At 67.5% G+C, this 23,299-nt stretch carries 23 protein-coding genes and 1 pseudogene; 5 read left to right on the top strand and 19 right to left on the bottom strand.

All coding sequences use genetic code 11. From position 1 onward, the window contains the following. Positions 1-137 precede the first annotated feature (137 nt). From ACFWPX_RS27520 to ACFWPX_RS27460, 13 genes are all read right to left on the bottom strand, one after another. Positions 138-566: a nitroreductase/quinone reductase family protein gene (locus tag ACFWPX_RS27520; protein WP_378930315.1), complete on the bottom strand. Its 429-nt coding sequence runs from the start codon at positions 564-566 to the stop codon at positions 138-140. A 46-nt stretch (positions 567-612) separates the two neighbouring features. After that, a complete protein-coding gene (locus ACFWPX_RS27515) occupies positions 613-1,440 on the bottom strand; it encodes an alpha/beta fold hydrolase (protein ID WP_378930313.1) in 828 nt (275 codons plus the stop codon). Between the two features lie 148 nt (positions 1,441-1,588). Continuing rightward, positions 1,589-1,789 carry a hypothetical protein gene (locus ACFWPX_RS27510; protein ID WP_378930311.1) on the bottom strand — a complete coding sequence of 67 codons (201 nt, stop codon included), beginning with the start codon at positions 1,787-1,789 and terminating at the stop codon, positions 1,589-1,591. A gap of 194 nt (positions 1,790-1,983) precedes the next feature. Beyond that, positions 1,984-3,405, bottom strand: coding sequence for a three-helix bundle dimerization domain-containing protein (locus ACFWPX_RS27505; RefSeq protein ID WP_378930309.1), 1,422 nt, complete (start codon positions 3,403-3,405; stop codon positions 1,984-1,986). 215 nt (positions 3,406-3,620) lie between these two features. After that, complete coding sequence (locus tag ACFWPX_RS27500; protein WP_378913724.1) at positions 3,621-4,208, bottom strand: DUF308 domain-containing protein; 588 nt, start codon at positions 4,206-4,208, stop codon at positions 3,621-3,623. Further along, a complete protein-coding gene (locus tag ACFWPX_RS27495) occupies positions 4,205-6,514 on the bottom strand; it encodes an ATP-binding cassette domain-containing protein (protein WP_378930339.1) in 2,310 nt (769 codons plus the stop codon). The genes ACFWPX_RS27500 and ACFWPX_RS27495 overlap by 4 nt, the downstream gene beginning before the upstream one ends. 139 nt (positions 6,515-6,653) lie before the next feature. Beyond that, a complete protein-coding gene (locus ACFWPX_RS27490) occupies positions 6,654-7,859 on the bottom strand; it encodes a GNAT family N-acetyltransferase (protein WP_378930307.1) in 1,206 nt (401 codons plus the stop codon). An 81-nt stretch (positions 7,860-7,940) separates the two neighbouring features. Further along, complete coding sequence (locus ACFWPX_RS27485; RefSeq protein ID WP_378930305.1) at positions 7,941-8,552, bottom strand: 1,4-alpha-glucan branching protein; 612 nt, start codon at positions 8,550-8,552, stop codon at positions 7,941-7,943. 6 nt (positions 8,553-8,558) lie between these two features. Further along, positions 8,559-10,007 carry a S8 family serine peptidase gene (locus ACFWPX_RS27480; RefSeq protein WP_378930303.1) on the bottom strand — a complete coding sequence of 483 codons (1,449 nt, stop codon included), beginning with the start codon at positions 10,005-10,007 and terminating at the stop codon, positions 8,559-8,561. 69 nt (positions 10,008-10,076) lie between these two features. Continuing rightward, positions 10,077-10,349, bottom strand: coding sequence for a hypothetical protein (locus tag ACFWPX_RS27475; protein ID WP_378913727.1), 273 nt, complete (start codon positions 10,347-10,349; stop codon positions 10,077-10,079). Continuing rightward, complete coding sequence (locus tag ACFWPX_RS27470) at positions 10,346-11,896, bottom strand: radical SAM protein (RefSeq protein ID WP_378930337.1); 1,551 nt, start codon at positions 11,894-11,896, stop codon at positions 10,346-10,348. Before ACFWPX_RS27470 ends, ACFWPX_RS27475 begins: the two co-directional genes overlap by 4 nt. Before the next feature lie 5 nt (positions 11,897-11,901). After that, the gene (locus tag ACFWPX_RS27465; RefSeq protein ID WP_378930301.1) at positions 11,902-12,300 is read right to left on the bottom strand and encodes a hypothetical protein; all 399 of its coding nucleotides are present in this window, start codon (positions 12,298-12,300) and stop codon (positions 11,902-11,904) included. Continuing rightward, entirely contained in the window at positions 12,297-13,052 is a 756-nt protein-coding gene (locus tag ACFWPX_RS27460; RefSeq protein ID WP_378913729.1) for a prolipoprotein diacylglyceryl transferase, read from the bottom strand. Before ACFWPX_RS27460 ends, ACFWPX_RS27465 begins: the two co-directional genes overlap by 4 nt. 232 nt (positions 13,053-13,284) lie before the next feature. On the opposite strand from ACFWPX_RS27460, the pseudogene ACFWPX_RS27455 reads away from it, so the two are divergent. Continuing rightward, a pseudogene (locus ACFWPX_RS27455) lies at positions 13,285-13,938 on the top strand (DUF1906 domain-containing protein); the annotation flags it as partial. Positions 13,939-14,094: 156 nt separating this feature from the next. Beyond that, on the top strand, positions 14,095-14,997 hold the full coding sequence (locus ACFWPX_RS27450; protein ID WP_378930335.1) for an LGFP repeat-containing protein: 903 nt from the start codon (positions 14,095-14,097) through the stop codon (positions 14,995-14,997). Positions 14,998-15,001: 4 nt separating this feature from the next. Here the strand turns inward: ACFWPX_RS27450 and ACFWPX_RS27445 are convergent, their stop codons facing one another. The 4 genes from ACFWPX_RS27445 to ACFWPX_RS27430 form a co-directional block, all read right to left on the bottom strand. Next, on the bottom strand, positions 15,002-15,187 hold the full coding sequence (locus ACFWPX_RS27445; RefSeq protein WP_378913730.1) for a hypothetical protein: 186 nt from the start codon (positions 15,185-15,187) through the stop codon (positions 15,002-15,004). Positions 15,188-15,197: 10 nt separating this feature from the next. After that, the gene (locus tag ACFWPX_RS27440) at positions 15,198-16,187 is read right to left on the bottom strand and encodes a hypothetical protein (protein WP_378930299.1); all 990 of its coding nucleotides are present in this window, start codon (positions 16,185-16,187) and stop codon (positions 15,198-15,200) included. 504 nt (positions 16,188-16,691) lie between these two features. Further along, on the bottom strand, positions 16,692-17,399 hold the full coding sequence (locus tag ACFWPX_RS27435; protein ID WP_378930297.1) for a DUF998 domain-containing protein: 708 nt from the start codon (positions 17,397-17,399) through the stop codon (positions 16,692-16,694). Next, on the bottom strand, positions 17,396-18,253 hold the full coding sequence (locus tag ACFWPX_RS27430; protein ID WP_378930295.1) for a helix-turn-helix domain-containing protein: 858 nt from the start codon (positions 18,251-18,253) through the stop codon (positions 17,396-17,398). The genes ACFWPX_RS27435 and ACFWPX_RS27430 overlap by 4 nt, the downstream gene beginning before the upstream one ends. A gap of 144 nt (positions 18,254-18,397) precedes the next feature. Here ACFWPX_RS27430 and ACFWPX_RS27425 point away from each other — a divergent pair, with 144 nt between their 5' ends. Beyond that, entirely contained in the window at positions 18,398-19,237 is an 840-nt protein-coding gene (locus ACFWPX_RS27425) for an alpha/beta fold hydrolase (RefSeq protein ID WP_378930333.1), read from the top strand. A 68-nt stretch (positions 19,238-19,305) separates the two neighbouring features. Continuing rightward, a complete protein-coding gene (locus ACFWPX_RS27420; protein ID WP_378930292.1) occupies positions 19,306-20,748 on the top strand; it encodes an amidase in 1,443 nt (480 codons plus the stop codon). A 35-nt stretch (positions 20,749-20,783) separates the two neighbouring features. Here the strand turns inward: ACFWPX_RS27420 and ACFWPX_RS27415 are convergent, their stop codons facing one another. Further along, entirely contained in the window at positions 20,784-21,590 is an 807-nt protein-coding gene (locus ACFWPX_RS27415) for an alpha/beta fold hydrolase (RefSeq protein WP_378930290.1), read from the bottom strand. A gap of 645 nt (positions 21,591-22,235) precedes the next feature. On the opposite strand from ACFWPX_RS27415, the gene ACFWPX_RS27410 reads away from it, so the two are divergent. Next, positions 22,236-22,565 (top strand): hypothetical protein, encoded by a 330-nt coding sequence (locus ACFWPX_RS27410; protein WP_378930288.1) that lies wholly within the window; start codon positions 22,236-22,238, stop codon positions 22,563-22,565. A 37-nt stretch (positions 22,566-22,602) separates the two neighbouring features. Here the strand turns inward: ACFWPX_RS27410 and ACFWPX_RS27405 are convergent, their stop codons facing one another. Further along, the gene (locus ACFWPX_RS27405) at positions 22,603-22,992 is read right to left on the bottom strand and encodes a hypothetical protein (protein ID WP_378930286.1); all 390 of its coding nucleotides are present in this window, start codon (positions 22,990-22,992) and stop codon (positions 22,603-22,605) included. Between the last annotated feature and the right edge of the window lie 307 nt (positions 22,993-23,299).

Genomic DNA, 23,299 nt, shown 5'->3' with positions numbered 1-23,299 from the left:
TGGTGAAGGTACGGATACGCATTATCGAACGGTTGGAAGCCCTGCCCCCCACACACATGGCACTGCGGTAGTACCACGGCTTAGGACTGCGGTAGCGGGCAGGGCGGTCCGGTCGCCCTGCCCGCGACATCATCCGATCAGTTCCGGCGCAACGCGAGCACCGGAATGGTGCGAATACCCTTCGTCTTCTCCTCGTATCCGGCGAAACCGGGATACCGTCGCGCCTGCTCGGCGAAGAGGCGGTCACGGTCGGCACCGGTGACTTCGGTGACGGTGACCGCGAAGGTCTCGGTGCCGACCTCGGCTTCCGCTGTGCCCGCGGCGACGAGGTTGTAGTACCAGTCGGGATTGGTGGGGGCACCAGCTTTGGACGCGAAGACGTACATGACCTCGGGGTCGTTCTCGTCGGCCAGATACATCATCGGCGATACCAATTGCCGGTCGGTGCGCCGTCCCCGGTGATGAACCAGTGCCATCGGCGCACCGTCGAAGGGGCCACCCACTCGCCCTTCGTTTTCGCGGAACTCCGCGATGATCTTGCTGTTCCAGTCCTGCGATTCGCTCATGCCCGGCATCCTCTCCCCCGGCCTCCGCAGATGCGAGTAACCACGCTCACGGCTCGTCGAGTACTTCTTGCAGACGGGCGGCGAAGCTGACGGGATCGTTGACGAATCCGATGTGGTCGCCGGGGAACAGGACCGGGTCGACGCCGAGCGCCGACGCCAGTTCTCGTGCGGTGTGATCGCAGAACTGGCCGGACGACTCGGCGCCGATCCCGACGATCACGCGGGTGGGGATCGAGCGCAGCAGCGGCGGGTCCGGTACCCAGGCGGTGGTCGGGCGCAGTTCGTGAGCGAACCAGAAGCGTTCGCTGGCCACCTGTCGAGGATCGCGGTCGCCGCCGAAGATCTGTTCGAGCATCGGGTCCGGGATGGGAATCTCGGCTTGGGCGAAGAACTTTCGCCAGGCGCCGATCACATCGCCGGTGGCGTAGGTGGCGATGATGTCCTCGGTGAGCGCGCGCTGGGCCTCGGCGTCGGGGAGCAGTTCGCGCAGCGGCGGTTCGTGGGCGACGGCGGTGGTGACCAGGTCGGGGTTGGTCTGGGCCAGAGCCAGCGCGGTGACGGCGCCACCACTGGATCCGAAAACCACGGCCGGACCCGCGTCGAGGTGGGTGATGAGCCGGGCGAGATCCTCGGCGCGGGCGAGCACCGTCGAATCCTGGTCCCGGTCGTCCAGGGGGCTGGCGAAATGGCCGCGCGGGTCGGTGGTGAGGACGGTGTTGGTGATGGCGAGTTGCTCGGCGGCCCCGGCGAACGAGGCGGCGTTCATCGGAGCACCGACGAGCACGAGCAGCGGTCCCGCCCCACGGACCTCGTAGTACAGGCGGGCGTCCGGCACCACGAGGGTGCCGGTGGTGACGGCGGAACTGGCGGTCATGAGGCTCTCCCGGATCTCGGCTACAGGTAGCACTCATACAGACGGTGCCTGCCGAAAGAACTCATCGCTCGCCGCGAAAATTATTTCACGACAATCTTTTCCGCAGGTCAGATGCCCAGCCTCGAGCCCTGAAGGGTGGGCGGGACGCCTAGCGGCGGCGGCGAAGCTCGTCTGCGCGAGCACGCAGGGTTCCGGCGACCAGTTCACGGCCCTCGTGCGCCAGGTCGACCAGTTCGCGGGCGCTCTCGCGTCCCGCGTCGCCCAAGATGGCGGCGATCGCGGTTCCCGCTCGGCGCGCCGCGATGGACAGTTCGTTGATCAGTTCTCGACCGGGATCGAATTTGTCCATCTCCGGGGACTCCGTTCGCAGTGCAGGCCAGCTCGGGTATCTGACAAGCCTCAGTGTACAGTCGTGCACTGAATCTGTGTCAAGTCCCCGGCGGCGGCTCGCGACGATTCCAGCATGCCAGAACGTCCGGCACGAGCCGAAAATACGCCCGTGCCGCGCAGCTCAGAGCTGCGCGGCACCGGTGTGAGACGGGTTCAGTTGTAGGAGTTGGCCACCCCGTCGAGCAGGTGCTCGAGAGTCTCGTAGGCCGGCACGTCCACCACATCGATCAGGTCGGCCGCCACGGGTACCGAACGCTCGGCGGCGATGGAGGTGAACTGGGCGGTGTCGCCGGTGCGGAAACCGTGGTCGGCGGCCAGACGACGCAGTTCCTGGTTGTCGGTGAGCAGTTTGCCGATCTTGTCGCCGGTGGCGTTCAGCGGGACGAGGGTGTGGCTCGACAGGACCGTCGGGGTCGGGTAGGTCAGCATCATGTCCGGCTTGATCCGGCCCTCGCCCGCCGCTTCGACGAACTGCGCCTCGTAGATGCAGACCAGCGGAGTCGGGCCCATGCCGTTGGTGAGGTACTGGTTGAACGGTCCGTCGCTGCTGTTGTCGGTGTAGCCCTGGGCGAGGAACAGTTTCGACAGGGCGGGCAAGACGTGCTGTTCGGCGGTGGCGCCGCGCACGATGGTGTGGTCGTTGGCGACGTAACTGGCGATCGAGAGGTACATCGCCGCGGAGTTGGAGCTGCGCGGATCGGTGGTGGAGACCAGGATGTTCTTGGCGACCGGGTAGGTGGTGTTGTCGGGCAGGTCGTCCCACTGCACGCCGGTCCCGGCCAACTCCAGGTACTTGTTCATATCGAATGTCGCGACCGGACCGGGCTTGATCACCCCGGCTGCGGTCAGGAGGTCCGCGATCGGCCGGAAGGTGGCGATGGCGATCGGCGAGGAGAACGGCGTGTACTTGGTGGTGATGTTGCGTTGACGCTGGATTCGTTCCGCGGCCGGAATACTCGACGGGAACGCGAAATCGAAGGCGCCGAGGTCGACGGTGGTCGCGATCTGCCGCGAACCGGCCGGTTCGACCTGAACGCGGATACCGTTGTCGGCGAGCACCTTCACCACGCGCTCGTCGGCGAAGAACGACATCTTCTCCGACCCGACGACACCACGAACCACGGTCGGTTCCGCCACCGGGGCGGCGGCCGGCGCATCAGCACCGCCGGGCAACAGCACGACTCCGGCCACGACGGCGCCGACAACCACGACCGCGCCGATCGACAACGGCACCACCCCGCGCCTGCTCACCAACCGCTTCGGCTGCTCTTCGGTCGAGTTCGACTCTCGCGCGATGAGCTCGGAGGCCCGCACGCTGGCCGCGGGGGCCGGGACCCGCACTGTCGGATCGGGATCGGCGAGTTCACGGCGCACGATCCGCTCGACCAGAATCGGCACGAACTCCCGGATCGGTTTACCGGTGAAACGATGGTGCGCGGCGCCTACCGCCGACGTCACCTGGTCGACGGGAACGTTCTCGGACAGGTCTTCGACCAAACTCTCGGTCATCCGCCGCATCGCCAGCTCTTCACGCTGGACGGCATCGGCGGCTACGCCGGGGACTACGCGCGACACCACACTTCTCCTGGGCTCACAATCGGGCTGCGGACGCGGCGCGCCGAACACCCGTGCGCACGCCGCGGGCCACGCTACCGGCGCGCAGCACAGTTACCCCAGCCGTGAGCGAGGGTGCACACAGAGTTCAGCGCTCGCTCGACTGCCCGCAATGTCGCGTTGTCCCCGAGTTCGCGTAAACCTCGAATGTCGAACTCGCAGTGTGTGATTCGCTACTACAGCTCGGTCGCGGCCCGAATCGGCGGCACCTGATCCTCGGTCGAGGACCCGCGCGCCCCCTGCAGAGCCGCCCGCCCGAGCCCCCCGGCGAGCAGTTCCATGACACCGATCACGACCAGCCCGCCACCGGCCATCGTGGCCAGACCCGTGACCGTCTGGAAGGTGATCGCGATGATGGCGATGCCGATCGCGGCGGTGGCCAGCCCGCACACTTCGTGCGCCCAGCCGTCGACGATGCTGTCGTCCCACGCCGCGACCAGCGCCTGCACGATGCCGCGCACCGACCAGCCGATCCCGATCCACAAGGCAAGCAGTTCGATATTGCCGCCGCTGAAGACCAGCCCGGCCAATATCCCCGTGAGCCCAGCGCTGACCAGCACCAGCATCCGCAGCAAGAACGCGATCCGCGCCATCATCGCCAGATACGCCTGCACCGCGGTGCTCAGGACCAGCGAGATCCCGAACAGCATCGCCAGGGTCGATTCGTCGCGCCCCGGCCACAGCAGCAGCGCCACGCCCAGCGCGAACGAGCACCCACCGGCGACGAGCATCGCATTCCGGGTCCGATCCGCGCTGTGGGTCATGTCAGCCGTTCCAGCAGATAGGGCGAAGTCCGGCTGACCGGATTCTCCGCCACCTGCTCCGGTGTCCCCTGCGCCACGATCCGGCCTCCCTGCCCGCCCCCGCCCGGTCCCATGTCGATCACGTGGTCGGCTCCGGCGACAACGGTCATGTCGTGTTCGACGACGACCACACTGGCGCCGCTGTCGACGAGCGAATTCAGTTGTGTCATCAGGATATCGGTGTCGGCCGGATGTAGCCCGGTTGTCGGTTCATCGAGCAGGTAGACGGTGTCGGCGCGCCGTGCCCGCTGCAGCTCGGTGGCCAGTTTCACCCGTTGCGCTTCACCACCGGACAGTTCGGTGGCCGGTTGCCCGAGCCGCAGGTAGCCGAGGCCGACATCGCGCAGTGTGTGCAGGGCGCGGGCGACGACTCCCACATCGGCGAGGAAGTCGGCGGCCTGGTCGACGGTCATGTCGAGCACCTGGGCGATCGTGGTGTCCCGGTAGGTGATGTCGAGGGTTTCGGGGTTGTAGCGCGCACCGCGGCAGACCGGGCACGGGCTGTAGGTGCTGGGCAGGAACAGCAACTCCACAGTGATGTAACCCTCGCCCTGACAGGTCGGGCAGCGCCCTTCGGCGACATTGAACGAGAACCGGCCGACACCGTACCCGCGGGCTTTCGCGGCGTCGGTCGCGGCGAACAGTTTGCGCACCGTGTCGAACAGGCCGGTGTAGGTGGCCAGGTTCGAACGTGGGGTGCGCCCGATCGGCGCCTGATCCACTTCGACGACTCGCACAATGCCCGAGTCGGCGGTGGCAGTGGTCGAAACAGCATGCAGCAGAGTCGATTTGCCCGCTCCGGAGACACCGGTGATCGCGGTGAACACTTGCAGCGGGATGTCGACGTCGAGGTCTCGCAGGTTGTGGCTGGTGATCGCGCGTAATCGCAGCGCGCCGGTAGGGGTGCGGGCCGTGCGCGGTGGGCGGACGATCTCGTCGAACAGGTAGGGCCGGGTGACCGAGTCGGCCACCTCGCGCAAACCCTCGACGTCACCGGCGTAGAGCACCTTGCCGCCGTGCACGCCCGCGCCGGGGCCGATGTCGATGAGCCAGTCGGCGTGGCGGACGACGTCGAGGTCGTGTTCGACCAGGAACACGCTGTTGCCCGAATTCTTGAGCCGGTCCAGCACTTTCGTCAGTGCGGCGGTGTCGGCGGGGTGCAGGCCCGCCGACGGTTCGTCGAGAATGTAGACGACACCGAACAGTCCCGACCGCAACTGTCCGGCCAGCCGTAATCGTTGCAGCTCACCGCCGGACAGTGTCGGGCTTTCCCGGTCGACGCTCAGATAGCCGAGCCCGAGCTCGATCAGCACATCGATCCGCGAGGTGAGGTCCTGGGTGAGTACCGCCAGCGCCTCCGTGCCAGGGGTGTAAGGCCGCAATACCTCGACGAGTTCGGTCAGTGGCAGGTCGGCGAGTTCGGTGATGTTGTACCCGGCGAAGGTCACCGCGAGCGCTTCGGGTTTGAGTCGCCGCCCGTCGCACAGCGGGCAGCGGGCGGTGTGCAGGTATTCGGCGGCGCGGGCTCTGGTCGCCTCGCTCTTGGATTCGGCGTGCGAACGCAGCAGCAACTGCTTGGCGCCGGTGTAGGTGCCCTGGTAGGGGCGGTGGATGCGATGTGGTTCACGCACGGGTTCGACCGTGACGACCGGTTTCTCCTCGGTGAACAGGATCCATTCGCGGGCGGCGGGTGAGAGTTCACGCCACGGGCGGTCGATGTCGTAGCCGAGTGCGCTCAGCACGTCGCGCAGGTTCTTGCCCTGCCAGGCACCGGGCCACGACGCGATCGCGCCTTCGCGGATGCTCAGCGACGGGTCCGGGACCATCGACGTCTCGGTGGCTTCGTGGACGACACCCTGTCCGTGGCAACGCGGGCAAGCGCCTTCGACGGTGTTCGGGGAGAACGCGTCGGAGTAGAGGCGGTTGGTGCCCTCCGGGTAGTGCCCAGGTCCGGTTCTGGCCGGGGTGTCGGGATAGTCGCCTTCGCGGGACATGAGCATGCGCAACGTGTTCGAGATCGCGGTGACGGTGCCGACGGTCGATCGTGACGACGGCGAGGACCGGCGCTGCGCCAGTGCCACCGTCGGCGGTAAGCCGGTGACACTGTCGACGTCGGGAGCTTCGACCTGGTGCAGCAACCGTCGGGCATACGGCGCCACCGACTCCAGGTATCGGCGTTGCGATTCCGCGTAGAGGGTCCCGAAAGCCAGCGACGACTTGCCCGAACCCGACACTCCGGTGAACGCGACCAGGGCATTTCGCGGCATGTCGGCGTCGACATCACGCAGATTGTGGACCCGGGCGCCACGCACCCGAACCGAAGAATCGACATCGTGCGAATCCACAGCTACCTACCGTACTCCCGAAGCCGTGACCCTAGGGCGAACGCGCCCGTCGTTGTAGAGCCTAGAAGAACCAACCCAATTGCGGGGCACGGTCGGCGGTGAACGCTTCGTCGAACGCGCGCAGCACCTTCGGGTCCTCGACCGTGATCCGGTGCGCGGCGGCGAAAGTGCTCGCGCGCTGCCCACCGAAGTAGAGAGCGCCGAGAATGTTGATGTCGAAGCCGAGAGTGGCTGTCCGGGTGGTCGGCTCGCACTCGGCGATGCCGTCGCGGATCCGCAGCGCGAAGTTCCCGCCCGCGCCGCGGAACGGGTCGTGCACCGCCAGCACGGTGTCGAGGTCGGCGCGGTAGGTGCGGGCGGTCAGGGCGGCGGGTACGTCCATGACCCGCGCCCACAGTGAGTCGCCGCGGTGGGTCACCTGCACCGCGCGCGGGTCGGTGAGCATGTAGGCCAGCGGATCATCGTCGGCGATCTCGGCTTCCACGGTGTCGACGAGGTCCATGCCGAGCAGCACCCGCCACAGTGCGGCGTGCGCGTCGGGGGTCACGGCACGGAATTCCCAGACCGCGGCGATGCCACGGTCCTCGCGCCTGGCGCGCCGATACAGGGCGTAGCCGTCGGCGTGGAGCAGCACGAACAGTGTCGTCGCACCGTCGCGGTGACGTTCCACATCGGCGAAGAACAGGTCCCACTTGGCATCCGGACGATCTTGCGCCCCCGACGTCACTTTCTGCCAGCGCTCGTAGATCTCGCGGATCCGCGGGGCGGCGTCGGCCAGTGTCTCCAAGGTGACGCCACCGGGATCCGGTGTGGTGGAACGGAATTCTGCCCGCCGCGTATCGATGGACACCGCGGTGTCGAGAATGGCCACCTCATACCCGAACCGCCCGTAGATAGTGCCCTCACTGGCAGTGAAGATCGTCAACGGCAACCCATCGGCCTCGGTCCGGGCGTGCTGGGCCGCATAGAGCTCGCGCAGAATCCCCCGCCGCCGATGCGTCGGCGCCACCGCGACCCCCGAAACCCCACACGCCCGCACCGAGCGCTCCCCCGGCACCGTGACCGTCATCGTCCGATCCACCGTATGCCCCACGATCCGGTCGCCTTCTACCGCGACCAACGACCGCTCGACCGGAAAGATATCCCCCCGGAACTCGTTCTCATCACCCCCGTACCGCATACCGAACCCGGCCTCCTGCAACCCCGTGATCGCAGCCGAGTCCGCCTGAGTACCCGCCCGAACGCAAACACTCTTCACCGATGCCATCCTCGTACCCTCCCACGCCACCCGGCCTCGCCACATCTGGTTTTCGACCCGATGTGGCGCGTCGCAGAGCCGCTGCAACTCCTAGTCGGTCAGCACAGTGATCAACTCGACGACCGGGCCCAGCACGGAGGGCGCTGAGACCGAACCTGCCCCGCCGAGTCGCACGGCTGCGGGCGAGCGATGGAATCGCACGACAGCGAACCCTAGGGGAACGTCGATGTGGGCGACGCTGTCCACACCGACGCCGATATCACCGTCAACGAGTTTCCTTTCGGCCTGCGTCACCATGACCGTCGGATCTGTCGTGTCGCTGAGGCTCTGAGCCTGAGCCCTCGTCCGACCTGTCAGCAGAGCCCCGATGGCACCGATCGCTACCGGATCGCGGGTGGCGTCGTAGATCCAGCGGCGGCCGAGTACTCCATGCTCGGCGGTGCCGAGTAGCGCGGAGTCACCGCCCGGGAGCGGTGCCCCGCGGTAGGTCAACGGCACCTGATACAACACCTGGTCAGCACCGGAATCGTCGACGAACAACATGAATTCGATACCCACCTCGCCGGCAGGATCATCGAGCCGGAATCCGCCGGCTTTGTGTATCTGTGGAATCGCGCCCTGATACCACTGCCGACTGGGCAACCACGCCGCGACGATATCGAGCTTGGCCGGGGTAACTGTGGTCTGGTGGATGACAGCCATCGCGGATCAGCCTTTCGCGTTCATGGCGCGCAAGTCGGGGAGGGTGCCGATGCGTTGGGTGGTGGGGCGGGTCGGGGCGGAGGTTTGGGGGGAGCCTGTGGTGCGCAGGAGGGTTCTGATCTGGTCGGGGGTTGCGCGGCCTTGGCCGTGGGTGCGGATGCCCTGGTAGGCGGCGATGGCGCCGACGACGATCGGGGAGGCGCTGGAGGTGCCGCTGAATTCGTCGGTGTACCAGAGGTCTTCGTCGGGGCCGCCTTGGAGGTCGCCGTAGCCGGTGGTGGTGACTTCGCGGCCCCAGCCTTGGGCGTCGAGGCGGGCGCCGTGGTTGGAGAAGTCGAGGCGGGAGCGGGCGGGGCCGTGGTCTCGGCCGTGCAGGCCCGGTGGTGGAGCACCCGCGCCGACCAGGATGGCACCGGAGTCGGCGGGGCCGGGGCGGAACGGGTTGTGCCAGGTGGTGGGGAAGTCGCCGGGGCGGGTGTCGTAGACGGCGTCGTCGAGGTTTTCGCCGCCATTGCCCGCCGCTTCGACGACAACGATGCCGCGGCTCACCGCGTAGCGGATGGCGGCGAGGTCGTCGGGCCACCATTCGATGGCGATGTAGCCGCGCTGGTCGGGGGTGCCCCGGTAGTCGAATCGGGGTCCGGGGCGGTGTAATTCGATGAGGACGATGTCGCCGGGGTCGAGGGCGTCGGCCGCCGAGCGGATCGCGGCGGCCGAGCCGATGCCGAAGATGGAGATGGCTCTGATGTGGGCCTCGGGTGCGATTCCGGTGACACCGACGGCGTTGAGGTCGCCGCTGATCTCCCCGGCCACGGCGGTGCCGTGGTTGCGCCAGCCCAGATCGGCCGATGCGGTGCCACCGATCATCCCGCCTTGGTTCTGGCGCAGATCCTCGTGGGTGAACCGCCACGCACCCTCGACGTCGATCACCCGCACGCCGGTGCCGAGCCCGCCGGGCCGACCGTGCGCCCACACCGCGTCGATGCCGTTCGGCGCGGCGTCCAGATAGGCCTGCCTGACCCGGAAGTCGGGTGTCACAGCGGGTGCTCGCGGTGCGACGATGGTCGCCGCGAGGGGTGCCAGCGGTGGTTCGGCCGCGGGCTTCACGTAAGCGGCGGCGACGGTGTCGTCCGCACGCAGCCGGTGGGCAAGCTCACCGAGGTCACCCAGCTCACCGTGCACCGAGTAGTAGCTGAGGTACTCCCCCGCGACCGGCGCCTGCGGTGTGTCGGCCAGTCTGTTCGCGAGTCGGTTGTCCGGCCCGAAGATCGGCACCAGCCGTGCCGTGCCGGGCAGCAATTCATCGACCCTGGCGCGGACGGATCGGTTCTCGCGCAAAGCGATCGGCGTGATCTCCGGACCGGCGGGCGTGGTGATGACGATCAGTTCGCCCGGCGGGACCGCGGGTGCGGGCACCCCTGATCGGCGCTGCCTGCTGGATCGAGTGGAGGCCATGGTTACCAGTCAACCGTGCACCACGTCTGCCCGCTACTGTTCTGCGGCAACGGATTCGGCGACACACCGTCACCACAGCGCGGCGACGACCCCGACCACGGCGATCGCCCCGACATAGACCAGCACCAGCCGTGTATCGCGCAACCAGCATCGACTGCGTCGCAACCCGGCCCGCCACGCCCGCCAATAGCCGACGAAGGCGAGCGCACCGAACCCGGCCACCGCCCACGGCCCCACCAGCCACGTCAGCAACGCCACCGTCGCGACCACACACAACGTCAACGGATCGTGCGGTTGCTGCCCGCGCACCGCCTCCTCGTAATAGACCCCGCGCGCGCTCACCGCACCTCCACCGGCAACAACGCCCGCCCGGACGGTGCCGCCGCCGACAACCGCTGCCGCGACAGCGCCGGCCACGCCTGCACCGCACAGAACGGCGCGCACTGATCGGCGTCAGCGCGGGTCCCGACGTGCACGCAACACTGGGTGAGACGTTCCTCGATCATCGTCGACATATCCATGAACGGTTTGACCGTGATCCGCACAACCCGTTCCCCGAGCAACGTCCGCAACCGTTTGCGCCGCCCGGGCAATGCCGACGACGCCAACGTGAGCAGGGTCGACATCCCCAGATCACAGTTCTCGCAGATATTGCGCCACACCCGCCCGATCTCCGGATGTGACAGCGACGACTGCTCCGAGAGCAATCCTAGCAGCGACTCCTGCACCGCTACCCGCAGTTCGGCGGGTAGCGCCGAGTCCGCGATCCGGTTCGACACCAGCCCCAGCTGTTGCTTCAACCGCTCGTGCCCGATCAGCGAGACCAACGACCGCCATTCCCCCGCGTCGTCACGCAGCAGGTAACCGACCGAGCAGCAGTGCGGATGCGAACACGGCAGCGCGGTGAGGTCACGCCAGGTGACCTGGCCGCCGGTCTGCGGGCCGAGTCGGCGCAGTACACCGGTGTGGGTGAGCCGGTCCATCGGGTCGATCGATCCCGAACGCCCGGAACCGAATTGCGGTTGGATCGACACCCCGCCCACGAACGGTGTGTCCATCGCTGTGCGCAGGACCGCACCGATCTCGTCGTCGTTCACGCCCAGCGCGACCGTCATCACCAAGGTGGTGAAGATGGCGTTCGACGAAAGCCGTTGCAGCGCCTGCTGCTTACGGGCCCGCAGGTCACCACCGCGGTGATGGCGTGATGCCTGCGCCGTTTCCCCGTCGTATTGCAGATACACCTCGACCCGGTCACGGTGCGCACCCAGCAGCGCCAGCAACTCGTCGTCGACGGCGATGCGCAGACCGTTGGTGTTGAGCAGGATCCGGGTGATCGGCCGTGCGGTCAGCTCGGCGAGCAGTTGCGGCAACTGCGGATGCAGGGTCGGTTCGCCGCCGCTGAGCATCAGCACGTCCAGGCGCCCGTTCTCGCGGGCCAGACGCTGGTCGACATTGGCCAGCACGTCCTCGACCGCCACCACACCACCCAGTTCGGGCGAGGAGTCGGCGAAACAGGTGGGGCAGCGCAGGTTACAGCTGTCGATGATGTCCTCGAGGAGGATGCAGGTGTGCTGGGTCTGCATCTCGGGCAGCCCGCGCAGGTATGCCGAGGGCACCGGATCGAAATTGCCCGCGGTGTCGGGCAGGTGCGCTTTGGTCGGGGCCGTCCATTCTTCGAGGTAGGCCAGGATTTCGGGGTCCTCGTCGTAGAGGGTCCGCACCATGCCGTGGGTGCGACACCCTCGTTCGAGGAACACTTTGCCGTCCCGTTCGGCCAACCACCCCGACAGGCGCGCGACGTCGGGCAGCGGTGTCTCGGGGTGTTCATCGTGACAGCGGGGGCAGAACGCGGTGACATAACGCAGGATTCGATCGCCCCGCAACGGCATCCCGGTCATCGCGCCATCCCGAACATCCCCGTGTACAGCTCCGGGTTGATGGCCGTGCACAGACCCGCCGTGCACACCGTGACCAGCGACCACCCGATCATCAGCCCCATCCCGAACCCTTTGGGCGCGGGCCGTTTGCGCCGGATCAGCAGCCAGCCACCCCCGAAGGCCGCCGCCGCACTGACCACCGCAGTGAGCCCGAACAGCGCCTTGGTCGCGGTGTCGTCGTTCATGGAGGCGACGACCATGAACACGATGAATCCCATCATCGCGTTGGCCACGATGAACGCCATCGCACCCGCCAACGCCATCGCCGCGACCTGACCGCCCTGCCCAGGCGGCTTCCCACCCTGCTGTGGTGGTGGGGGCGGCATGTTCGGTGGTGGTCCGGGAGGAAAGTTCACGCCACGACCTTTCGTCGAAGTACACCGTCGTAGTTCCCGCGCCGGTAGCCGATGCTCCAGCGCACCGCGACCAGGACCAGTCCCGGCAGCAGGAACCATTGCGGGCGCGTCAGATCCAGCCACACCGTGTCATTGGCGCGGGTGAACTCGACCAGGAACCGGAAGATCGCATAGGCACCGACATAGAGGGTGAACAGCTCCCCCGGCGTGCTGATCCGGTCGCGCAACCACCACAGTGCGCCGAAAGCGGCAAGCTGGAACACGATTTCGTAGAGAAAGCTCGGGTGCATCGCCACACCGGCCACGCACCCGGGGCACTGCGGCACCGTCGCGGGCGCGTGGATCCCCCACGGCAGGCTCGTCGGCCGACCCGGTGCCTCGGTGAGCAAGCACCCGACGCGCCCCACCGCCATGCCCAGCGCCACCGCGGGTGCGAACAGGTCACCGGTTCGTTCCCGGTATCCGATGATCCTTTTCGCGATCAACACACCCACATAGGCGCCGAGTAGGCCGCCGAGCACGCTGCGCGCACCGAACATCCAGCTCTCGAAGGGATCCAGGGTCTCGGCCAGACTCGACAACCGCATGCCGATCGCCCCACCGACCAACGCCCCGGTGACGGCGACCAGCGACTCCTCGCGCAGCGCGTCGCGTCGTCGGCATTCGGCCACGAACACCACCGCGGCGACAGCGACACCGAGCGCGACGAAGAACCCGTGCGTCGGGATCCCCCACATCAGCTGCGCCACCATGGCGAAAGGTTAGCGGGCCCATCGGCCGCGGTGCGTGAGTGAAACTACTCCAGAATTCGGGTACTACCCTGTTCGTTGGTGAACGACGGTGCGGGAGTGAGTGTTTCGTTTAGAATAGTGCACGGTGAGATCCTCACCCAGGTATCGATCCTCGGGTACCAGCGTAAATCATCGCGATAGTTCCACCATTTCGGGAATTCCATCGGATACGCAGTCATACAGGGGGTCAATCATGTCTACAGCTGTCGATTTCGCGGCCAGGCTCATCGATCCGCGGGCGATCGCCGCGGCGGGCCATTCGGCGGTCCTCGCCTACATCTCACCGAGCAGGCCGGGCGCGAACTTCGGTGCCAAACCGATCACCGCCGACTACGCTCGCGCGCTCACCACTGCCGGGCTCGACATCGTCTCCATCTGGCAATACGGCAAACCCGGCAACGCGACCCCGTCGGACTGGACCACCGGTTTCGATGGCGGTCGCCAGATGGCCGAACAGGCGTTGGCCACCCACCTGAGCGTGGGCGCGCCTCGACACGCACCGATCTTCTTCGCCGTCGACGAGGACATCTCGCTGGCGCAGTGGAACAGCACGGCCGTCGAGTTCTTCCGCGGCGTCAATGCGGTGCTGGGTACGGCATGGACCGGAATCTACGGGCACTCCCGGGTCTGCGCGTGGGCGATCGAGGACGGGGTGATCGGTGCGCGAGGGGAATTCAGCTGGGCGTGGCAGACACGTGCCTGGTCGGGCACCGAACGGGAACCGCGCGCTGTGCTCTACCAGCGGGTGATCGACACCCCGAGCAACCCCGGACCTCTCATCGACGGCACCCGCGTCGACGTCAACGACATCCTCGCCCCCGACTTCGGGCAGTGGGCGATCGACCGCTCGGCATCGGTACCGCAGTTCACCGAGATCGACCGCCTCGGACCCTCGCACTCCCCGCGCGACGGCGCCAGGGTCACCAACTTCCTGTTGCACACCCAGGAAGGCAACGGCACCGCCGAATCCCTTGCCGCGTATCTGAACAACCCGGCCAACGGAGTGTCCTATCACTACACGCTGCGCGACGCGGTGGTGGTGCGGGTGGTGCCGGAGGAACTCGCGTCGTGGTCGGTGCTCTCAGCGAACCCTTTCACCGTGAATCTGTGCTTCGCCGGCAGCCGGATCGCGTGGTCGCGTGAGCGGTGGCTGAGCATCGACGGTGATCTGCGGATCGCGGCGTACCTCGCCGTGCGCAGCGCGCACCGGCACGGGCACTCGACCGAGGTGATCGGGCCGGATTACCACGTCGCCGACGGCATCTCCGATCACCAGTACGTCACGAGGGCTCTCGGCATCGGCTCGCATACCGATGTCGGCCCGAACTTCCCGTGGGATGTCTTCGCGGCCCACGTCGACTCGTTCGCCGGTGGGACCGGGCAGACCGCGATCGATGCCCGTGCCGGCGCGTCCCCGTGGTTGGGCGCGCGCCACACAGACGGCGAACTCCCCACACCGGACGGGGTGGGACGTTTCGCCGAATTCGAGCACGGCTACGTCTACTGGCATCCGGCCACCGATGCCCACGCCATCCCGACGGCGGTCATGGCCAAGTACGCCGAGCTGGGGCGGGAGACAGGCCCCTTGGGCTACCCGACCGCCGAGCACACCGAACTGCCCGATCAGCGAGGTTCCGGACCCGGGCTGGCGCAGGCTTTTCAAGGCGGCACCGTCTACCGGCGCGCCGCACAACCCGCGTACTGGGTGCACGGCGCGATCGGTGCGCGTTGGGCGGCAACCGGGTCCGAGAACGGCGAGCTCGGCTGGCCCGCCTCCGACGAGACCGCCCACGACGACGGGATGTATCAGGCGTTCGAATTCGGCCGGATCTACTGGGTGCCCGAACAGATCGTCGCACTGCGCAATTCCGGCGAGCCCGACACCCCGATGCCTCGGCCCACTTGAGGGGTCAGGCCAGCAGGATCGCGAGGGTGGTGGCACCGGCACCCAGTACCAGCGCCGCCACCACCAGGAGCGCTATCAGCCGCGTTCGTGACGTCGGGCCGGTGTAGGTTTCTTCGGCATTCAGCATGTCGTCGATGTCGATGGCGGCGAACTCACGGGTCGATTCGAGAGGGCCGGGCTGCTCGGTCATGTGCGTGACGCTAGTCCAGGTCGCTACTCACCGCCGCCGATACCCCACTGATGTTCGCGGACACCGGGGCGCGGGTGGTGGCGAGGAGTTCGTCGAGCTGAGCTTCAGCGCGTTCGGCACGGGCCAGGGTTTGCTTGCGGGCATCGTCGAGCGCGGCCCATCGTTCGGCGGCTTCGGTACGCACCTGTTCCAGCGCGGCCACCGATTCGTCGCGGCGTTGCTGGGTTTCGATGGTGGTGGTGCGGCGCAATTCCGCGAGTTCGGTGCGGGTGCGGTCGAGTTCGCTACGCGCGGTGTCGAGTTCGGTGCGGGCGCGGCGCCACTCCTCGCGTGCTTCGGCGGCGGCCTCTACTCGTTCGGCGGTGGCTTGTTCGGCGCGTTCGGTGGCACGGTCGGCGTCGGCGGCCCGCTGGATCGCCAGGTCACGTTCGGCGTTCGCGGCCGCGATCCGGGCATCGGCGTCTCGGCGCTGGTGGGCGATTTCGGTGTCGGCGCGCTGTTCGGCGCGTGCCACGCTGTCGTCGGCGTCTTGTTTGGCTTTGTCGATGTCGTCAGCTGCTTGTCGTTGCGCCGCACGCACTTGCGCCTCGGCGTCGCTGCGCGCGGCGAACACGTCCTCGGCTGCCTGCCTGGTGAGCGCGTCCACCGAGGCCACGACTTCGTCCCTGGCCGCGAGCGCCTCACCCACCGCGTGCTCAGCCTGTTCCGCGGCAGCCACCGCCTCTTCGGCCACTGATTCCGCCAGTGCGCGTGCCTCTTCGGCCTGGCGCCGTGCTTGTTCGGCCGCCACCGTCGCGATCTCCGCCTCGGCGATCCGTCGCGCCGCGTCGGCCTGCACAGCCTGGACCTGCGCCTCGGCCACAGACGGATCCCCGATCGTCTGCAGCTCGGCCACTGCCGCGTTCAACGTGGTCCCCAATTGCTCGGCGAGCCCCCGAAACTGCCCGAGTAGCTCATCGGCCCGCAACCGCGCCACCGTCACCGGCCCCTGAGCTGTCACAGTGACAGTAGCCGCCGCACTCTCGGACTCCTGTTGCTGCCGTTGCCTTTCCCGCCATGCCCGCCACCGCGTGTGGTCAGGGTGATCGCAGTACTCGGAGGGGCGGCCAGGTCCGCCGGCGCGGGTGATGGGGCGGGCGCAGCCCGGATAGTTGCAGTTGCTCGACACGGGAGAATCGTAGCGTTGGTTTCGTCATTTGCGAACGTATTGCACGAAACGAAACCCGTGTCGCCTCTTGAAGACTCGAATCCAGAGGTCTCGGTTCTGACCGCCGATAAGTGAACATTATCGGCGGTCAGCGAGCGGGCTGGTTCCCGAACACCTCGGATTATTTACGTTTCCGTTTGTTTGGCACAAACGCTACGAATCGACAACGGAACACAGCGAAAACTGTGCCCGGTGGTACGGGCGTCCATAACGGCGCCGAGGACCACAATGAGGTCCTCGGAGGCCGCGGGGAATGGCCGAGTCGACCGGTTTGTGTTCAGCCCCTCGAGGGTTCGCCTATTCGGCAGACGAGCGTGGGACCGGCTTGCTCAGCAGGCGGATCGCCAGCAGGGCAATCCAAATGCCGCTAGCGATGATCCCGATCCGTTCGATGAGCCCTGCTGGTCCCCCGTCTACCAATTTGGCGGTGAGGGCGAAGGCGACATAAGAGGTGGCGACCAGTAGGCCGGTGGCAACCGAATACCGGGACCAGCCGCGGCTTTCGAGCGCCTGATCGCGCCGTGCCAGCACGAAGCAAGCCGCGGTCAGCGAACTGAACTGAACCAGACCGAGGAGACTATGAACGGCGCCGTGGATGGTCAGCGCTTCCGAGGCTCCTACTGGGTAACCCAGCGACGGGTCGGGAAGGATGGGCCCGATGGCGACGAAGGTGAAGCCATAGATCCCGAGCAGGATGGGCACCCAGGTGGAACCACGTCCGGTACGTAGAAGCTGCCTCGTCCCGAGGGCAAAGGCGAGCAGGAGCGTTCCGGTGACGATGTAGTTGGTTATCTGCATCCACCCGCCAGGCCCCAGTTCGAGGTTGCTGTCGGGGACTACCCATGCGTTGTAGTCAGGGCGTATGGCCCCGAGGACGTGAATGACAACAATGTTGAGCAGCGGAGCGATGACACCGCAAGCCAGCAGCAGTCTCATCGCCGCTGTCTGCTCACCAGTACTTTGTGCTGAGGCTTCCATGAACATCACTATCGACCGATCGGTCACCCCGGAGATTGGAAAAATGTTCCCCATGCCCGGTACCGGTTCAGGGCGATGACAGGCAGATTGTCCGTGTGCAGCGCCCCCGGTGTGCGGTCCGCGAAGATCGACACATCCCGGCACAGATGAGCCTGATCGGTGTACCCACACACCGCGGCGACGTCGGCGGCGGGTCGGCCCGTCAGCAAACCGGCTACCGCACACCGGAATCGGACCAGCATCGCCGCCCGCTTGGGTGTCAGACCGATCTGGGATTCGAACCTCGCCCACAGCCGTTTGCGGCTCCATCCGAGGGATTCGGCGAGCTCGCCGACCTTCACCTGGCCACCGGAGGTGAGTATGCGATGCCAGGCGGCGGTCACCTCGGGATCCGGCGTCCGCATCGGCCTGTCGCACTGCGCCAGAAACGATTTCGTCAGTGCGAACCGTTCCTCCCAGGTCCGGGCGTCCGCGAGTTGCTCCCGCAGTCGCCGAACCTCGGATCCCCACAGCTCCTCCAACGGGACAACGCCACGCCCCAGATCGGTTGCGGCAATACCCAACAGGGAGTGCGCCCGGATCGGCGACAAGCGAACCTCCACGCACTCGGCCCGCGTGCTGCGAATGCGCGTGGCCGCCATGGGAAGTCCGACGACGAAACCGCCCAATGCCTGCTGACCACCAGCCTCGCCGACAATCAGGTCACTACCCCCGAACTCGATCACCACAGCGACCGCCGTCGTCGCGGCGACCCGCAAGTCCAGCCCGCCGCCGGCCACATCGCGGTATCCGATGATCGCGGCACCCGACGGCGCGGCCGCGGACGGACCCGCGAAATCCCAACCCGCACCAGGCCCGCAGCCGATATCCGCAACTCCCACCTGGTTCAGGCTACGGAAACGTGGTGGCGCGGCGGATGCGCCCATACAGGCCGCACCGATGAGTTTCGGGTGGTTCTGTCGTCGGAACCTCTGAGTGTTCCGACTGACAGGAGTCCAGGCATGACGAGACCATTTCGAGGTGGCATGAGCGCGGTACGGGCGAACAGTGTGGACCTCGGCATCGAGAGCTTCGGCAGCGAAGACGATCCGCTGGTCCTGCTGGTCGGCGGCACAACGATGCTGTCCTGGCCTGACGCGCTGTGCGAGCGGCTCGCGTCGGGCGGGCGGCGTGTGGTCCGCTACGACCTGCGTGACTCCGGCGCGTCGACGACCCTCGACCCGGAGAATCCGGCCTACGACCTGCGCGATCTCGGCGCCGACGCGGCCGCGCTGGTCGGGGTGCTGGGTGCCGGGATCGCTCATCTCGGTGGTGTCGGTGTCGGCGGGATGGTCGCTCAGGTCGCCGCGCTGGACTACCCGGACGTGTTCTCGGCACTGACCCTCGTCGGCACCCGGCCGGTGGCGCCGGGACCGGCCGACGACGACCTGCCGGACCACGACCGCGCGGTCATGGGCGCGCTGTTCTCCCACGCGCAACCTGACTGGACCGACCGGGATGCCGTCGCGGCGTTCGCCGCCGAGGGTGCCGAGCTGCTGGGTGACGATGCGGAGCAGGCGCGGGCGACTGCGGCTCGAATCTGGGACCGGACGCCGTCGAGCGATCCCGCGGTGCACCAGGCGAATCAGCTCGGGATGGTGTTCTCGCGGATCGATTGCGCCCCGCGATGGCGGGAGCGACTCGGTGAGCTCGACGTGCCCGCGCTGGTGGTGCACGGTCGCGCCGACCCGTTCTTCCCGGTCGGCAACGGCGAGGTCCTCGCCGCCGAGATCCCCGCGGCGCGACTGCTCGTCCTCGAGGACATGGGTACCTCCTTGCGAGCTGACGCGGCGGGCCAGGTCGCTGCGGCAATGCTCGCCCTCTGACCCGCGGCTGGACGCGCTGGCATGACATGGCGCGCTACTACTTGACAGAGTGCGTAATACTGTAACGCATGATGCTCCGCCCAGACGGCATGACGATCACTGATGAGTCCGCGATCGGCCTGGCCGCGTCGATCCGCGCTCGCGAGGTGACCGTCCGTGCGGTGATCGACGCCCACATCGCCGTTCTGGAACGCTTCGCGCCTGCCACGAACGCCGTGGTCGTCGATTGCTACGACACCGCGCGACAGCAGGCCGATGCCGCCGACGCCCACCTCGCGACCGGACCTGCGGACCTGCCGCCGCTGTTCGGCGTACCGATCACCGTCAAGGAATCCCTGGCGGTCGCCGGCTTGCCCAACACGGCGGGTGTCGTGGCACGAAAGCACCTGCGGCCCGCCGCCAATGCCACTGTGGTGCAACGAGTCCTGGACGCGGGCGCGATCGTGCTCGGGCTGACGAACACCTCCGAGGGGTGCATGTGGATCGAGTCGACCAACCGGGTCTACGGGCGAACCAGCAATGTGCACGACCGAACACGCACGGCGGGCGGGTCTTCAGGCGGTGAGGGTGCCGCCGTCGGCAGCGGCGGATCCCCATTCGGGTTGGCCACCGACACCCTCGGTTCGATCCGCATCCCCGCCTTCTGCAACGGTGTATTCGGCCACCGTCCCACGACCGGCCTGCTCCCGACCACCGGCGCCTGGCCACCGCCCTTCGGGGTCGCCGCCTTGTGCTCCAACGGGGTCATCGCCCGCCGCGCAGCCGATCTCATGCCGCTGCTGCAGATCATGGCGGGCCCCGACGGGACCGACCCACTGATACAGGAAGTCACCCTCGGTGATCCGGCGACGACCTCGCTCCGCGGTGTTCGCGTGGTGCTGCTCGACAAAACGTTCGCGCCCGGGGTCGGCCGCGTGGTGCTGGCAGCACGAGACCGGGCCGCCGCCGCGCTCACCGACGTCGGCGCCGAGGTCACCCACGTACCGATGCGTTCACTGCGGATGATCGGGCTGTTCGCCACGATCGTGCTGGCCGAGGAAACCGGGATCAGCTTCGCCGAGATCATGCGCAACGAAGGCGCCGACATCCTCGCGGTAAGCCAGCTCACCGCCGCCCGTGGGGACCACACACTCGCCACCCGGCTCCTCGCACTCGGCGAACTGATCGCAGCACGACTACCCACCCCGGCCGCCCGGCGCATCACCGCAGCCGCACACAACGCTGCCACCGAGATCACCGAAACCATCGGCGACGGACTCCTTCTGCACCCCACCCTGACCACGGTCGCACCCCGCCACGGCCGCACCACCGGGCGCCCATGGCGCACGAACACGGTCGCACCGTTCAGCCTCGCAGGACTGCCGGTCACCCAGGTTCCCCTCGGCCGCGGCACCCATGATCTGCCACTCGGGGTTCAGGTGGTCGCCGGCCCGAACCGCGATCACCTCTCGATCGCGGCGGCTCTCACGCTCGAGAAGGCGTTCGGCGGTTGGGTCAGGCCACGCCACTGACCACACTCGAAGACGGTTCCCCGAGTGCCGGTGCCTCAGTGCTTGGCTGCCTCTTCGATGACGGCGGCGACCGCAGCGGGCTGTGAGACCAAGGAGGCATGGGAGGCGGGGATTTCGGAGGTGCGGGCGCCGATGCGGTCGGCCATGAAGCGCTGGGAGGTCGCCGGGATCACCCGGTCGGCGCCGGAGACCAGGTACCAGCTGGGTATCCGGGTCCAGGCGGGCGGGCCGGAGGGTTCGATGTTCGCCGCGACGGCGATGGAGCGCTGGTGGGCGATCATGTCGGTTGCGGTGGCATCGCTGACATCCTGCGCGAATACCTCGTGGAACGACGCGGGGGCGACATAGCCGTCGAGGTTCTTGCCCGCGATGCCCTGGCTGTCGTCGACGACGGCGACCTGCAGGACCGGGGGCAGCAGGCGGCTGCCGGGGAAGCGGATCGGATCCAGTGCCAACTGGGCGGGCTCACCCTGCTGCGGGGCGAACGCGGCGATGTAGACCAGCGCGGTCACATCGGGGTCGTCGACGTTGGTGATCACCGTGCCGCCGTAGGAATGTCCGACCAGCACGATCGGTCCGTCGATCGTCGCGAGAGTGCGTTCGACGGCGGCGGCGTCGTTGGCGGGACCGCGCAACGGATTGTCGGGGACCACGACGCGGTAGCCGTCGGCGCGCAGGGCCGCGGCGACACCGTCCCAGCTGGTCGTGTCGGCAAACGCGCCGTGCACGAGCACCACGGTGGGGGTGTCGGCGGCCAGGGCGGGGGCCGTCGCGCTGAGCGCGCCCGCACCCAGGCCGACCGCAACAGCAACCGCCACATTCGATCGGAGCCTGCTCGTCATGACTTCGTCCTCTCACCCTCGGAGATTCGGCGAACGCCCACGCAACAGTATTGTGCACCGCCCCGAAAATGATCAGCAGGCGGCCACCGTCGGGATCGTCGCCGATGCAGCTCTGCTTCCGCGGCGCTTTCGATCTGGCGGCGATGTCTCCTTTCGGGTAGGAGTGGAGGCGAATAGAGGGGGAATCGTGGGGGAACGAATCAGTCCGTCGGCGACGGGCTCGCGGGTGAGTGAGCGGCGAGTGCGCTCCACCGAGGAATGGCTGGACTACTTCCAGCGGAATGCGGCTCGGCAGCGGCCCATTCCGTGGCAGACGAACAGAATCGGAGCCGGTCCGGCAGAGCTGGCACCGATTCGCCGCTCACTGCAGGCTTGGCAGCTCGGCGAAACATCGGACGGACGGCACCTGGCCGCATCCGCTGACCGATACGCCACAGCGACCGGCGACCCCGCATACCGCGACGTCATCGACCTGTTCATCCGAGAAGAGCAACGCCACGGCGCGCTGTTGGGTCGAATCTTGGACGATGCGGGAATCCCACGCCGACAAGCCGATTGGGGCGACACCCTGTTTCGCCGACTCCGGCACAGCATCACCGACATCGAGGTCTGGACCACACCCGTCGTCATGGTCGAGACCCTGGGATGCTCTATTACAACGCGATCCGCCGAGCCACCGGCTCGCCGGTTCTCCGCGCGGTCTGCGCCCAGATCCTCGCCGACGAGGTACCCCACGTGCAGCTGCAATGTGAACGTCTCGCCGTGTTGCTGCACAACCGGTCCCGCACCCGCTACCACCTCACCATGCTCACCCATCGCATCCTGTTCCTCGTCGTCGTGCTCCTGGTGTGGGCAGGCCACCACCGCGCCCTCCGCGCCGGCGGCTACACCTGGACCCACTACCGCCGCACGGCCTACGCCAAAATGCGCCGCGCCTGGCAACGCATGGATCCGCACCGGTACGTCTGGACCTGATTCACAGATGGCGAAAACGACATCTTTGGACGGGCTTTCAGTTCACGACGTCCAGAGTGTCGAACCGGTGGGCGGACCAGATGCGGCGCGATTTCTCCTCGGGATAGGGCTGGGTGGTCGGTTCGGCGTTGTAGAAGCGGGTGGTTCGCGCATGCGGGTCATAGGTTGACCAGCCAGGGTTGCCGGTGGTCGCGAAATTCACCCAATCGGTGCGCATGTCGCGGGAGACGCTGACTGCTTCGACGGCGGCGTTCGGGTAAGCGGCAGGATGATTGCGCACATCGTCGACGCTGAGCGTGCCGAATACGAGCAGAAAATCGAGACTGTGCGAGGCATCCTGTTCCCGGTTGTAGCCCCAGCCCAGTTCATAGGTCCACGCTGTCCCGTTGCCGGTGTGTTGAGCGTCGGCAAGGTGCAGGCTGGGCATCCGGAACAACCAGTCGGCGTTGACGAGTTCATCCAGCTGCGCCGCGGTGGCGTCAGGGTATGCGGCGCGATAGGCACGGCCGCCATCCGGAGCGGGCGCGAGACGATCGAGTGTCGCGGTCAGCCGCTCCTCAGCTCGTTCACCGCCGAGATGGGCAGCGTAGAGCCGGTATTCATCGCGGGTATGTCCGACGAGAAGGTCGAGGGGCGGGGGGGGGGGCCCCCCCCCCGCCCGCCCCCCCCGCGATGGGGGGGGTTGGACCCCCCCCCACGGGGGCGGACCGGGGGGGGGGCGCCCGCCAGGGGCC

Origin of the sequence: Nocardia sp. NPDC058518 (genome assembly GCF_042719655.1) — a bacterium.
Taxonomy (GTDB): Bacteria; Actinomycetota; Actinomycetes; order Mycobacteriales; family Mycobacteriaceae; genus Nocardia.
Note: the sequence above shows the minus strand (reverse complement) of the source record. Positions and strands in the feature narration are given on the sequence as shown.